This is a genomic window from Phormidesmis sp. 146-20 (genome assembly GCF_052939475.1).
Map to the genome: position 1 here is coordinate 1 of NZ_JBJPHT010000008.1, position 13730 is coordinate 13730.

General features: G+C 48.6%; 11 protein-coding genes. 4 read left to right on the forward strand and 7 right to left on the reverse strand.

All coding sequences use genetic code 11. The features are described 5' to 3' along the window. Positions 1-61 precede the first annotated feature (61 nt). Positions 62-2284: a transglutaminase TgpA family protein gene (locus ACKFKH_RS08965; RefSeq protein WP_446857926.1), complete on the reverse strand. Its 2223-nt coding sequence runs from the start codon at positions 2282-2284 to the stop codon at positions 62-64. Positions 2285-2598: 314 nt separating this feature from the next. Between ACKFKH_RS08965 and ACKFKH_RS08970 the strand changes: the two genes are divergently transcribed. After that, a complete protein-coding gene (locus ACKFKH_RS08970) occupies positions 2599-3687 on the forward strand; it encodes an NAD(P)/FAD-dependent oxidoreductase (RefSeq protein ID WP_446857927.1) in 1089 nt (362 codons plus the stop codon). Here the strand turns inward: ACKFKH_RS08970 and ACKFKH_RS08975 are convergent. Next, the gene (locus ACKFKH_RS08975; RefSeq protein ID WP_446857928.1) at positions 3618-4163 is read right to left on the reverse strand and encodes a hypothetical protein; all 546 of its coding nucleotides are present in this window, start codon (positions 4161-4163) and stop codon (positions 3618-3620) included. The two genes, ACKFKH_RS08970 and ACKFKH_RS08975, sit on opposite strands and share 70 nt — an antisense overlap. Positions 4164-4457: 294 nt before the next feature. Then, positions 4458-5543, reverse strand: a complete 1086-nt coding sequence (locus ACKFKH_RS08980; protein WP_446857929.1) for a spore photoproduct lyase family protein — start codon at positions 5541-5543, stop codon at positions 4458-4460. Between the two features lie 417 nt (positions 5544-5960). Between ACKFKH_RS08980 and ACKFKH_RS08985 the strand changes: the two genes are divergently transcribed. Further along, the gene (locus ACKFKH_RS08985) at positions 5961-6500 is read left to right on the forward strand and encodes an Hsp20/alpha crystallin family protein (RefSeq protein WP_446857930.1); all 540 of its coding nucleotides are present in this window, start codon (positions 5961-5963) and stop codon (positions 6498-6500) included. A gap of 1193 nt (positions 6501-7693) precedes the next feature. On the opposite strand, the gene ACKFKH_RS08990 is transcribed toward ACKFKH_RS08985, so the two are convergent. The 3 genes from ACKFKH_RS08990 to ACKFKH_RS09000 form a co-directional block, all read right to left on the reverse strand. Further along, positions 7694-7951 (reverse strand): hypothetical protein, encoded by a 258-nt coding sequence (locus ACKFKH_RS08990; protein ID WP_446857931.1) that lies wholly within the window; start codon positions 7949-7951, stop codon positions 7694-7696. A 136-nt stretch (positions 7952-8087) separates the two neighbouring features. Further along, the gene (locus ACKFKH_RS08995; protein WP_446857932.1) at positions 8088-10280 is read right to left on the reverse strand and encodes a DEAD/DEAH box helicase; all 2193 of its coding nucleotides are present in this window, start codon (positions 10278-10280) and stop codon (positions 8088-8090) included. Between the two features lie 479 nt (positions 10281-10759). Further along, a complete protein-coding gene (locus tag ACKFKH_RS09000; RefSeq protein WP_446857933.1) occupies positions 10760-11410 on the reverse strand; it encodes a hypothetical protein in 651 nt (216 codons plus the stop codon). Between ACKFKH_RS09000 and ACKFKH_RS09005 the strand changes: the two genes are divergently transcribed. Together ACKFKH_RS09005 and ACKFKH_RS09010 are read left to right on the forward strand one after the other, a co-directional pair. After that, on the forward strand, positions 11376-11774 hold the full coding sequence (locus ACKFKH_RS09005) for a hypothetical protein (protein WP_446857934.1): 399 nt from the start codon (positions 11376-11378) through the stop codon (positions 11772-11774). The genes ACKFKH_RS09000 and ACKFKH_RS09005 overlap by 35 nt on opposite strands. Positions 11775-12077: 303 nt before the next feature. After that, positions 12078-13040 carry a choice-of-anchor Y domain-containing protein gene (locus ACKFKH_RS09010; RefSeq protein WP_446857935.1) on the forward strand — a complete coding sequence of 321 codons (963 nt, stop codon included), beginning with the start codon at positions 12078-12080 and terminating at the stop codon, positions 13038-13040. Here the strand turns inward: ACKFKH_RS09010 and ACKFKH_RS09015 are convergent. After that, on the reverse strand, positions 13037-13693 hold the full coding sequence (locus tag ACKFKH_RS09015; RefSeq protein ID WP_446857936.1) for a cytochrome b N-terminal domain-containing protein: 657 nt from the start codon (positions 13691-13693) through the stop codon (positions 13037-13039). The genes ACKFKH_RS09010 and ACKFKH_RS09015 overlap by 4 nt on opposite strands. Positions 13694-13730: the final 37 nt, after the last annotated feature.

The window sequence follows — 13730 nt, forward strand, 5'->3', positions numbered from 1 at the left end:
AATCGGAGAATTTAGTAGGCTCTCTATCTTACAATTAATTTTACCCACCTACTTATCTGCTCTAGTTCCTCTTTTTTCGCATCGATCGCAGCTTTTGTTGAAGTTCCCTCAAGTTAGCGGGTTGACCACCGTAGCGCCAACTGACATAAGCCTGAGAAATGTCTTGAATGGTTTGCGCGTGACTTTGTTTGCCGTCTTGCGCCTGTTTTGCATATTCCAGCGGCGTTTGGGACGGGTGTTTGCGAAATCCTTGCGTCGCTAACCATCTCAGCATTTGTTGATAGAGACTTTCCATTGGCGACAGTTTGTTGAGCCAGCGACGGTAGCGAATTTTTTGCCAGCCTTGCCAAGTGAGCCAGCCGATAAAACTCAGACAAGTCGCCAAAATCAGACCGATGAACAACCCCATCCATCCTCTGGAGAAGAGTCCAATGATCCAACCTAAAACGCCACCAAGCCACTGCACGATCGCGCTCATCACCCGATTTAACACCGCCGCAACCGGAGACGGCAACCAACCCGCAACCCACTGCCAAAAGCGCTGAAGTACGGAGAAGGTCTGATCTTCTTCAATGGAAGGTGGAATCAATTCATGTCCGGGAATCGGATCAAAGGCAAACCAGCCAAACTTGGGAAAATACACTTCTGTCATCGCATAGGCATCCGTGTTTCGCACCACGTACAGCCCTGTAAATGGGTTGAATTCTCCAGGAGCAAAGCCAACGACGAGCCGCGCAGAAATTCCAATCGATCGCAACATCATCGTCAGCGCCGTCGAGAAATGATCCGGATAGCCCCCTTTGTACTTGAACAAAAAGGCTTCGGTCAAGTCTTCGTCTTTGGGCAACAGCGGCAAATTTGGCTGGATTCTGTAGCGCTGTTTGAGATATTGCGCCAGATAGAGCGCTTTTTCGTAGGGAGACGCGATCGCTTTCTCTGACTTTGAAAGAATCGTCTGAGTTTCTTGACGCACTTTGGCCGCGATCTGAGGGGGAATTTGTAGATAAGATTGACCGTTTCTAGGAATGCCAACGGGCGCTCTCTGCAACCAGGTACGATCACGGTAAGGCACTTCTGAAAGCACGGTGTAAGTGATGCCTTCGGCCAGGGGTAGGGGCGCTCGCAGTCCGTCTTCAGGATCGATCGCCACCTCTGTTGTGGGAAAGTAAAGCTCTTTGGGCTGCGTCAGCGCAGGAATCAGATTGGGCAACTCAGAAACGATCGTATAAGTTTGAATCACCTCTTTGGTTTTGTTGAGGGTGACAGGTCTGGGTAAGAAAAATTGATAAGACCATTCTGATCGACTCAGCGTTTTGGTTTGATTGTTGCGCGCCAGTTCCCAGCCTTGTCCGGTGTAGCGATCGAAGGCCTGCACTCGCCAAAAGCCCTCGGCTTGCGATCGAACTCTCATAACGACTTTGGGTTCGAGTTGACCGCGCAGATTTTGATTGATGCGATCGCCAAATCCGTAGTAGAAGGTTTTATCCATCTGCCCAGATTCACCGTTGCGAGCAGCTCCTGCGCCCTGTCCGGCTGCGCCCTGTCCCCGATTGCCGTTTCTCACATAGCCAGGATTGGTAATTTGACGGTTATTAAATTCGCCCTGTAATTGAATCTGCGGACTCATCGGAAAACTTCGCAACTGGTAGCCAGAAAATCGAGGCATCACTGCAAAGATCATCAAGCCCAACGCCAGCGTGATTGCAAACGTGAACGGTAATGAGGAGAAATTAACCTTGCGTAAAGTCAGTTTTGTACTGGTCGATCGACTCAATCCTAAGCGCGATCGATAATCTAATACCAATACTGGAAGCGCGATTGCTAAGAACGCCAGCAACAACACGCCAAAGATCATGGTTTGACTCAGGGTACTCGCCACCCCGATCAAAATTAAACCAATGATCATTGAATAGCCCAAATCTTTGCGACGCGGCAAATCAAAACTGTGTAATACCTGAAGTTGAATCAACAGTTCTACTAAGACCAGCCTTGTGTCGTTGAGTTCTCGATTGCCGATCAGATTGACGAAGAAAGTCGCCAAAGCTACGAGCATCGCGATCGCCAGCGCAAACTTAGTAGGAATGTTGCGATCGTGCCGCCGCATCCAACTCCAGGTTGCCCCAATCAAGCTGAGCGGAATGGCCCAAACGCTGAGATGGGTTTCTGCGGCAATGTCGGTTGCGATGATGCCAATGCTGACGAGTGTCTGAGTCAAAATCCGAAACAAAATTGACTCTTCTGGCTCTGGCATCAGGGCGCGTTGTGGCCACCACGACTGTCTCATAGAAAAGGGTGAAGGTAATTTTACTCATGGTACACGGTCGCACCTTGGGAGGAGAGGGAGGGGGGAGGAGGGAAGAGTGAGGAGTGAGGAGTGAGGAGTGAGCTTGGTGAAGTTCTTTCCTTTGGTTGAGAAATTGGGTTGTTTCCTAAATTTCCCATAAGTGAGGGATATTGAACCGAGACGCTTGTCTCAAAGTTTCCCAAATTGGCAGCTTGGGAGGTAGAAGACTTGGATACCGAAGCGAAAGAACCTTATCGAACGGGTGGTTTGTTAGCGTTGAGGGGTGCTGATGATTGTTTTGATGGTTGGTTTTTATGGGACAGAAAGTGGCGATCGTGGGGTCTGGGGTTGTTGGAGCGGCGATCGCGTATGAACTCAGCAAAATTTCAGAGTTGACAGTGATGGTGTTTGATCAATTGCCTGCACCTGTTGAAGCTGATTTGAGCGTTTGTCCGACTTCGACGGGGGCGGCTTTGGGGGTGTTGATGGGGGCAATCAGCAAAAAGGAAAAAGGTCGAAATTTGCAGATGCGCCTATCGAGTCTTCAAGCTTATGAAACGCTGATTCCAGAACTCGAAGCTTTGACAGGAAGTGTGGTTCCCTATAATCGACAGGGAATCTTGATGCTGGAGTTTGAAGAAGATTTGACGCGCTGGGAGCGGCTGGTTGAGATTCGACGATCGCAGGGCTTGACGCTGGAGATTTTGGAAGTCGATCGTCTGAGGGCTGACTTTCCTCAGTTGCGCTTGGATGGGGTGAAAGCGGCGATTTATTCTCCTGACGATCGGCAGGTCAATCCCGTCGCGCTGACTCATGCGCTGATCAAAGCCGCTCAACAGAATGGGGCAGCTTTTCAGTTTAATACTAAGGTGACCGGGGCGATCGACCACGAACTGCACACTTCACACGGCACGATCGCTACTGATTGGATCGTGATTTCTGCGGCACTAGGATCGACTCCTCTGACAGCAACAATGAATCAACTTGTAGACATTCGTCCTGTGTTGGGGCAGGCGATTCATCTGCGATTAGAGAAGCCGTTACAAACTTTAGAACCTGTAATTACGGGAAATGATGTGCATTTGGTGCCGTTGGGTGGTGGCGATTATTGGGTAGGTGCCACGGTCGAATTTGAGGAGGATGCGGCTCCACTGCGGCCCGATCGCGCTCAATGGGAAGCCGTGATCAATCAAGCGATCGCCTTCTGTCCCCGTCTTGCGGATGCGAAGCCAATTCGCTCCTGGTATGGGTTGCGTCCTCGCCCTCAAGGTCGTCCGGCTCCAATTGTTGAATTGCTCCCAGGCTACAATCAGGTTTTGTTAGCAACGGGCCACTACCGCAACGGCGTTCTTCTGGCTCCCGCGACGGCAAAAATGGTCAGAGATGCGATCGTCAAGCTGTGATTAACGTCAATTCGATGAATTGATCGGTCACTCCGCTTCAAACGCAAAATTTTCTTGCTCTGGAAGTCGATCGTTCCGTTCTGGGATATGAAACATTCCGTTCTGGAAGTCGATCGTTCCGTTCTGGGATAGAAACATTTCGCTCTGGAAGTCGATCGTTCCGTTCTGGAAGTTGATCGTTCCGTTCTGGGATATGAAACATTCCGTTCTGGAAGTCGATCGTTCCGTTCTGGAATAGAAATGTTCCGCTCTAGAAGTTGATCGTTCTGCTCCGGAATCGAAACGTTCCGCTCTGGAAGTCGATCGTTCTGTTCTGGAATCGAAATGTTCTGTTCTGGAATAGAAACGTTGGGGTTTAAGTAGCGATCGTTCTGCTCCGGAATCGAAACGTTCCGCTCTAGAAGTCGATCGTTCCGCTCTGAAATAGAAACGTTGGGGTTTGGAAAGTTAATCGTTCCGCTCTGAAATAGAAACATTCCGCTCCGAAATAGAAACGTTCTGTTCTGGAATCGAAACGTTCCGCTCTAGAAGTCGATCGTTCTGTTCTGGAATCGAAACGCTCCGCTCTAGAAGTCGATCGTTCTGTTCTGGAATCGAAACGCTCCGCTCTAGAAGTCGATCGTTCTGTTCTGGAATCGAAATGTTCTGCTCTGGAATCGAAATGTTCCGCTCTAGGAAAGCTTTGAACCAAAACGCTTCTCATAAAGTTCCCTAGAGTTGGGAGATTGGGGGGCAGAAGACTTCACCACCGAAGTGACCCCCCTCAAAACCTACGTCCAATAGAGAATCTGCGCTTGAGGAAAGCGATCGCCAATCTGCCCTTCAAAAAAGCGGCGCATCGTCTTCATCGTGTCAGAGTCATACACATACTTGACCCCGCCAAACTTATTGCGCTTCATGACTCGCTTTGACTCATCCATCTCTAGCTTGCTGTTGGGATACCAGCTTTGCAAAACCTCTTTAGAGCCAGGGGTAAAGCGATGAGAAATTAGCTCAAACGTCAGGTCACAGTCAAAATCTAAAGCACGACTGATCGAGTCAAACAAGCGATCGTACTCCTCTTCCCAGTCCTCGATCGGCATGATCGGCGCAATCACCAAACCAACCGGATAACCGCCACCCCCCCGCTCACGAGGCAAGGCCAACTTTCTCAAAGCTTGAAGTCTCTGGGTAACGGATGCAGTCCCCCCTTCGAGACGATCGCTAATCGGAGCCGCATTCACACTAAATCGACAGCGCGTATGACCATTGTGTGGCAGATCCAACAACTCATCAACCCCATCAAACTTAGAAACCCAGCGCAAATAACCATCCTCACGGGTGCCAAAGTAGCGAATACACTCCGACAAGCTGCCCGTCAAATGCTCAATGCTCAATGGGTCGGTATAACAACTCACTTCAAACGAGGTAGCCTGCCCAGGGCGCTCATAGTTGCCCAAATTCTGCAAGGTCTGAGGCAAATTGGCAAAGGCTCGAACCACAGGCGCACCTTTGAGACTGCCCGCCAGATAACAATACTGACAATGAGCAGGACAGCCTTCAGCTAAGTGAAACTGCCAATCCGCAGACGGGGGAATCGGACTCAACTTCAAACTACTCGGCGGCGCAGTGACGACGGCCATCGTGCGCTTAGAAATGCTGTAGGTCTCGCGATCGGTCTCTCCTCGCAAGCCAGTCAGCCGATTCTTAGGCAACTCTTCAACAGGCAGATCCAAGGCTTTGACTCGTGAAAGGATCTGCTGTCCCCAGGGTTCGTCGAGGGCAGCGGGGGTAAAAATGACGCGATCGGGCATCCACAAACGCGCTTTGGGATGGGTGTCAGCAGCAGAAATGGGACTCGCAATTGTACTCAACAAATTTGTTCTCCAGCTTTGCTCTTTCTCTATTATGGCGGTTATGCAAAGGCTGAAAAACTTTGCTGTGAGCGGATTTCACGACTTTAAGAGTAGGGTTCTCTACCTCTTCTAAAACCGTATCAAATCTAACTCTTTGGAGAGGTGAGCCGCCTTAAAAATTGAGGTTAATTGATTAATAGAGAGCCTTCAATAAACGTCAGTTCGATAGAACTTTTCGCTTCGTTATCTTGCACTTCTGCCCCCCAACCCCCCAAAATTGGGGGACTTTAAGACAAGAATTCCAGTTCAAAGTCCCTCCCTTGTGGGGGATTTAGGGGGCGTTCCTGAATTTGCAGTCGGAGTGAAGTATTTCGTCGAATTCACGTTAAATAAATAGGTTTTCGAGATCAAGAGATTGTTTAGGAATGGAGAAAAAATATGGCGATCGTTAGGTTTGATCCATTTCGCGACATTGACATCATGCAACGGCAGATGAATCGCTTGTTTGACCAAATGATGTCTTACAACGGTGGCGATGCTCAGACTGATATCACTAGCTCTAACTTTGTCCCAGCGGCAGAAATCCACGAAACGCCTGACCAGATTCAACTCAAGATGGAGCTTCCCGGCATTGAGCCAAATGATTTAGATGTGAAAGTGACCGCAGAAGCAGTGGCAATTCGGGGAGAGCGCAAGTCTGAAGTCAAGCAAGAAGATAAAGGAGTGCGGCGATCGGAGTTTCGTTATGGCAGTTTCCAGCGCGTGATTCCTCTGCCTGCTCGCATTCAAAACGACCGGGTTCAAGCCGACTTCAAACATGGCGTTTTGAGCTTGACGCTACCCAAAGCTGAGGAAGAAAAGAATCGAGTGGTGACTGTTAGCCTGACTGGGCAAAATCAACCCCAAATCAGTGGGCAACAATCTCAGTCTGATGGGCAACCTCAGCAACAATCCCAAGCGGTTGGCAGTTCAAATTAGCTTTAGTTACGCAATGTGAAACTTCATTTAAGCGTCTCTTTTCAAGGATGCCTACGGAATCACTCCACTCGGCTGGTTCACGTTGAGATCCCCTTAGCTGCCTTGAAAAGGAAAGATGTGAATTCCAGGTTGCACAGCGCGTTCTAAGTTTACTGACTTTTTGGGATGGATAACAGACGGGATGGAGCGATCGATTAAAGTGAGCGATCGCTTCGTTCCGTTTTGGCGTGCTTGCTCAGACAGGGACAGTACCTAATGCGTTTGGTGAACATAGTAAATCCGTAATCAAAATCAAACGTTGTATCGTACTGTTCTTTATGTTTACTCAGGGATGCCAAATGACATATGCCCTGTGATAGGCATGGTTAATAGAGTTTCCTCCCATGAAACCCTGCCTACTAGCGCAACTCAATCAATTATGGGTAGTTTTGCAAGGTTTGAAGAGCAATCTCAAGAAATAGATCGTATTCAGAGTTTATAAGACTCTCTAAGCTGCGCCAGTTATGGAAGTGGCCCATGTCAACCCCAAATTTCGGTACAAAGATAGATACAGATGGGGGGTCATCCCCTACACGGGGTAACTTCTTACCTTTAGAAGATGTGCAGTATTCATAGCAGAAATAGTATTGATGAAGACGGCTACGAGCATTGGAACCGCATGTAACCGCCTTTTATCATCTGATTCGCAACCTCCAAAGGAGGCAGCTTCCTCATGTCAAATTTTAACGCTCTCCCTCGCAATTCAGCTTCCGTAGTTACTAACACCATCCAGGTGCCTACTTCCGGAATCGAATTAGCAAGTCCTACGGTTGTCAAGCTCATCGAGCAGGGAGGAATGGCTGCTTCTCTCGTCCTGGTCTGCCTGTTTATATGGCTGCTGACGAAACTGATTGAAGTGGCAAAGAAGGAGTAGCGATCGTTCAAGTTGTGCGATCGTGGCTACTTATCTGTCAAACATGCTATTGAGCAACTTATTAAAATCCTGGTTCCCTGTTGAAATCGATAGCATCTCTTCACAATTTACGAGTTCAGGAGAGCCAACTAAACTGCCCTTCTAAAGAACCTGAAGCTAAATTTCTAGCTCAAAGTTCTCCTCTATAGAAACTCGGCAAGCAGAAATGCCAAAATCATACGGCAAAAAATCTGATCGAACTTGAGTCACAATAGTGTGTTCCCTTCATTCCGTTAAACTTCTAGACACTACGGCTCAAGCGTTTCCAAATTTGTTTGAGAGCACGGTTGACCAAGATTTTTTCTGAAATCGAGCAGTCACTCTTTTCTAAAAGCGGTGCGATGGCTTGCGCTTCTGCCTCGGCAAACCCGTATTCTCTTAGCTCCTGCTCATAAAGCTTGTCTCGAAAGGCTTTGACCGGATCGATGCCCCGTGCAAGACAGTCTAAATACTCGATATCAGACATGCCCAAATCGATGACTAGCGGTGAGGTATTCATCAAAATTTTGCTCTCGACTCACAGTGATGTAAGCCAGCATACCAGTCGATCGCCCTTCATATTGTAAAAACGAAGGCAAATCTTCTAGCTGTCATCCATCCATAGGAGGAGCGTAAAAAGTGGAACCTCGATTAAGCTACCACTGCTGAATAATTTGGGCTAACTCACTTATCCTTAAGTAGTCAGAAACAAAGCTTTTTTGCAGCAGATTGGTGGGAATGAATTCATCGTACTTTTGCAGCTTTGGGGCTTCTTCTGGATCGAGTAAATCGTCTGAACTCAGGTGTCTTTCTGCGAGAGATTTCACTTCATATTCCAGACTTTCGACCTTACACTTGCCCAATCTAACGATGAGAAAGTAGGGCGATCGAGCCTTAATACTTTTGATGCCCAATGCAGGTTTGCAATGAAATCTGAGGAACCGTTCTAACGTTCTAAAGGCGATCGTGCCTGCCCACGGAAAAATACAGCAGATTTCTTCATTCAATAGCACAATTGGATTTTGAATAAGTCCGTTTCTAGCTAACTGGCGTGCTGCTTGCAATCGATCTTTTGCACCCGCTTGCAGGTAGGAATATTGCGTGTCTTCTTGCAAAACTTTTCGCATTCGTTGCAGCACACGAGTATGAATATCACCCGCACTGCCACGCCACGAACTCGACGTTCCGGTCTGTTTGGTGAGTTGAACAGAGATAATCTTCTTTCTAGAATTCACCTCCAAAACTTCCCAGATGCGACCTGCTAATGAGAAGCGATCGCCTTCACTCGGAGGCACCACAATGCTGCCGATCGTTTTAGTTTCTTGCTTAACGATGTACTCTTCTACATCAGGAAAAATTGCGTAAAACTTAAAATTGCGAGCGATCTTTTCTCCCGCCAATCCAATGATTAATCCGCCTTCTATGGTTTTTTGAATGTGGTCGATTTCGATCCAGTGCCGCAACAGTTGGCGATATTCATCTTGAGAGATTGATCGAAAGGGTGCCAGGGTTAAAACTTGCTGCGCCAACGCTCCCGGAGACAATTCACCGAGCGACACTAACACACTCATCGTTTGGTGATAAAGCAGACTATAGGGATACTTGGCTGACTGAAGCGGCTCGATCCATTTCTCTTCTAAATAAAGCTGAATAATCGCGATCGCCTGCAATAGTTGCCAGGGAATTTGTTCGGGTAGAGACTCTTCGCCCGTGGGTTTGTCTTCTGCACAGATAAACCGCATTTCTGCCGCCCCGCCCCGTCTGCCCGATCGCCCCAATCGCTGCAAAAAGCTGGCCACCGACGACGGAGATTCTAACTGAATGACGCGATCGAGCTGCCCCAGATCAATCCCCATTTCAAAGGTCACCGTTGCCGCAGTCACGGCCGGCGTATCTGGTTTTCGCATCGCCGCCTCAGCCGCTTCTCTCAAAGGAGCCGAAATGCTGCCGTGATGGACGTGGTAAATGTCAGGAAATCCCTTCGCCTGAGCAATCTCGCGCAGGGCTGCGATCGCTTCTTCGGTCGCCGTCCGTCCATTGGCAAAAATCAGACATTTGCGCCCCTGACTTTGATTAAATAAATGCAAATGATAAGGGTTAAATGCAGAATCCTTAGTTTCACCTTTGGCGCGAACGACTAAACCCGGATCGTAGAAGTGTTCGATCGAGAGTTGAATATTTCGCGCGCCGCCTTGAATGTCGGGTGTGATTACCGATTGAGTTGTCCCTAATCGCAGCCATTCCTCCGCCAAACCATAATCGCCCAGGGTGGCAGATAATCCAATTCGACGCGGCTGATTTTGAGTTCGTTTGGCTAATCTCGACAACTGACAAAGAATCTGATCGCCCCGATCGCTACCCATAAACGCATGGATTTCATCAATCACCACAAACCGCAAATCGCCAAACAAGCGATCGAGATCTGCGTTTTTATTAATCAACAAACTTTCCAACGATTCGGGTGTAATTTGAAGTATGCCTTTGGGCCGAGTTAACAGCTTTTTTTTGCGACTTTGAGTTACGTCCCCATGCCAGGCCCAGACTGGGATATCCGCATATTTCAAGAGGTCATTCAACCGATCGAACTGATCATTGATCAACGCTTTGATTGGGCTGATGTATAGCGCCCCAACCGTTTGAGAAGGATTTTCGTATAGCAGCGTCAATATCGGCAAGAATGCTGCTTCAGTCTTTCCGGATGCCGTTCCCGCAGCAATGAGTAAATGAGCATCTGTTTCAAACAAAACGCGACAGGCTTCGATTTGGGATTGCCTGAGATCAGTCCAACCATTGCTGTAGATATAGTCTTGGATAAACGGAGCAAGACGCTGATAAGAACTTTGCATCATAGCGATCGTCAGAAACTACATACGATTTAGCGATTACCCAGAATAAATCATTGGGAACGCAGAATTAGAAATTCAAAACTCAAACGGACGATCGCTCGTAAATTCTCATCACAGCGGATTGACTCAAATCTACTCGATCAAAGACTCCATCAGACGTTAACCCATCCTACCCGACTGATTATGAGTGAAGTTGATTTTTTTGTAACAGTGAAATCTACCTTTAGGAAGATTGGTGACGTAACCGTTGTTAGATAACCTGCACGGAGATTATAGTCACGCAATCAAGGTGCGAACTCTACCGATATCAGCGCGGTGAATCGGGATAAAACAGGGCGTAGAATCGCTCGATCGTGACACAGATACTCAGATTATTACGGAGATGAATCGAACATGTTAAAGAAAATTGCTGCTGCAAGTATTCTTACTATGCTTGTCGGACAAACACTTCCAGCGTCGGCTCAATATGATCAGCAATACAATCAGTCAAAGCCGACAACTCCCTCTGAGAAGCCGTCTACCGAAGCGATGCCCTCTGCTGCACCAGACGAAACGCCATCCAATAACACGCAGCAAATAATGCCTTCTGCGACCCCTGGCACGGAGTCCCAACCCTCTACAACTCCTGCGCCTGAGATGATGCCTACCGCACCCTCTAGAATGCCCTCAATGGAGATGACCCCTTCGTCACCTTCTACAGCGCCTTCGACTGAAATGATGCCCGCATCACCGTCTAAGGAGATGACCCCCTCGTCCCCTTCTACAAAGCCCTCCGAGACGATGCCTTCGACCGAAATGACTCCCTCATCGCCCTCGACTGAGATGACTCCTTCGTCACCTTCGACTGCGCCTTCGACTGAGATGACTCCTTCATCGCCTTCGACCGAGACGACTCCTTCGTCGCCTTCAACCGCACCTTCGACCGAGATGACCCCTTCGTCGCCCTCGACCGAGATGGCTCCTTCGTCGCCTTCAACCGCGCCCTCGACCGAAATGACTCCCTCATCGCCTTCGACCGAGATGACTCCTTCGTCGCCTTCAACCGCGCCCTCGACTGAAATGACTCCATCGTCACCTTCGACTGCGCCCTCGACTGAGATGACTCCTTCGACTCCTGCTCCGTCAACCTCCACGCCCGTCACCCCCTCTGCCGACGCAAAACCAGCCGAATCGGGAGCGAAAACTATGGTGCTAGAGAAAGAAAGCCTCACGGGTATTAAAGAAATTTCGTTTCCCACTCCGCCTGTAACGCCTGCATTCTTTACGTTGCCGATGCAGCTTAAGGTGGTGAAAGATACCTCGATTACCAGTAATACGCCGATCACCGATAAGAGTGCCAAAGATATCACCGCTTGGGCCGCCGCAATTCGGGCTTGTGCTGCCGATCGCCCTGCGTTTGTGCGCGTTGTCGGGGATCAAGAAGTGCCCTTTATGATCAATGGTTCTGAAGGCAAAGTCCGGATGAATGCTAACGATAAGCCTGTCTGTAGCGCTTAGCTTTAGAGCTTTCGAGCGTTCGTAGTTCTGGTTCACTGATTCCTAGTTGAGGAGGGTGTGGTTGTTTTGATTAACGATCGCTTCCTCCTCTTTCTCTTTAAAAACTTTTCTAAAGTGCAATCACTTTTGTATTTAGTTCTTATTCCATATGCAATTAGTCATATAACTTTTTGGCATTCATCGCTGATTAAAGATGGCTGTGATTTGGCGTTTCATCAAGATTCTGTGTAGTCAATCTCGATTTATTTTTTTGTGATTAATTCAGTGATAGTTTGAAACGGCACTCGACGATACTGATACACCATGAGAAAAGCTTGGATCTTTGTTACCGTCAGTCTTGCCCTATTTACGGGTGCCACTTCTAGTAGCGCTGCTACACTGACCCTCTACGACGGCTCCAAAAATACCTCACTTAGCGCTCAAGGCTGGATGTCTTCTATCCCTTTGGGTGTCTCTCAAACCGTCAGTGCAGGGGCCACCACGCTCAACACCACAGCTAACGATGCGCTGCAAGCCGGGTACGCCAGAATTCCTACTAACTTTGCCCTCGATCGCAACCGGGGCTACACATTAGGATTCAACATTCGGCTCTTGTCTGAGACGCACAGCAGTTCTAACGATCGGGCGGGCTTTAGCGTCATTGCCCTCGGTGCCGACAAAAAAGGGGTTGAACTGGGATTTTGGACAGACACCCTCAAAAAAACTGGTTCCATCTGGGCGCAAAACGACGGCGCAACCAAGCCTCCGCGATTTACTCGTGGCGAAACGACCGCCTTTAATCCTGGAACTGCCCTGACTCGCTACGAACTTTCTGTCAAAGACAATTCCTACAATCTGTTTGCCAATCGCAACTATCAGGCTCCCATTCTCAGCGGCGTTTTGCGTAACTATTCGCTCGAAGGCTCGTTCTACTCGACTTCCAACTCCTTGTTTTTTGGCGACAACACCACCTCCGCTAGAGCCAACACCAGCATTGCCAAGATTGATCTGACGGATTTTGCGATCGCTCGATCGGCGGCTCCTACGATCTCTTCTCCAACAACGCCTCGACTAATACCAATGTCTGCGCCCGTCGCAAGGTTGCAGACTGAAGATTCTCAGGTTGAAGTGGATGCGCCTGCAATCACCTTTCAAACCAAAATCAAAGAGGATGTAGAGCCTACTAAAGAAATTCCAGAATCCTCTCTTTATCTGGGGCTACTTGGCATTGCGGCCTGGTTTTTCACCCGTCGCGTCTTGACCGCAGGTGCTAAATCAAATCGTTAAACAGAAACTTCTGCCTCTTTGCTTTCTGCCTGTTCGATCGCTTCTACTTGTTTTGCCAGGTCAATCAGAGATTCCTCAAAGATTTCTTTTTCCTGAAAAACGAGACTGACGAGATGAATAAGTGCCAGCGTCACGGCGGCGATCGACACAATATAGCTGTGAATCGTGTACAAATGTTCGACCGAAAGACTGCCCACCGCTCCGCCTGTAATAATGTCTCTCAGGGTCGGCCCAATCAGCGGAATGGCTTCGATCGTGCCCAACTCAATTTTGAACCGCCAATAGCCAAGCTGATCCCAGGTGAGAATCATCGCAGTCCAGGCTAGACCGATCGCTGACAGCGTAAACAAAATGCCGCTCACCCAGGCCGTCAGCCAACTTTTGCGAAACCGTTCGCCCAAAAACATCACCACGATCTGAATCAGCCCAACCCCGATCACCAGGTTTCCGGCGAGATTGTGCATCGAGTGAACCAGCCACCCAAACGCCACTTCCGTATCGAGTAGTTTTAGCGAATCGTAAGCGCCTCCAGCAGAAGGCTGGTAATAAAAAGCTAAAAGAATCCCAGAACTGGCCGCAATCAACGTCAGCGTTAGAATTACGACTGCCAAAATGGTCGAAAGGCGACGAAGGACAAAAGCAGGATTTTTCATAAACGTGCAGGAAATTTTGTGAGACAGACCCGAATGA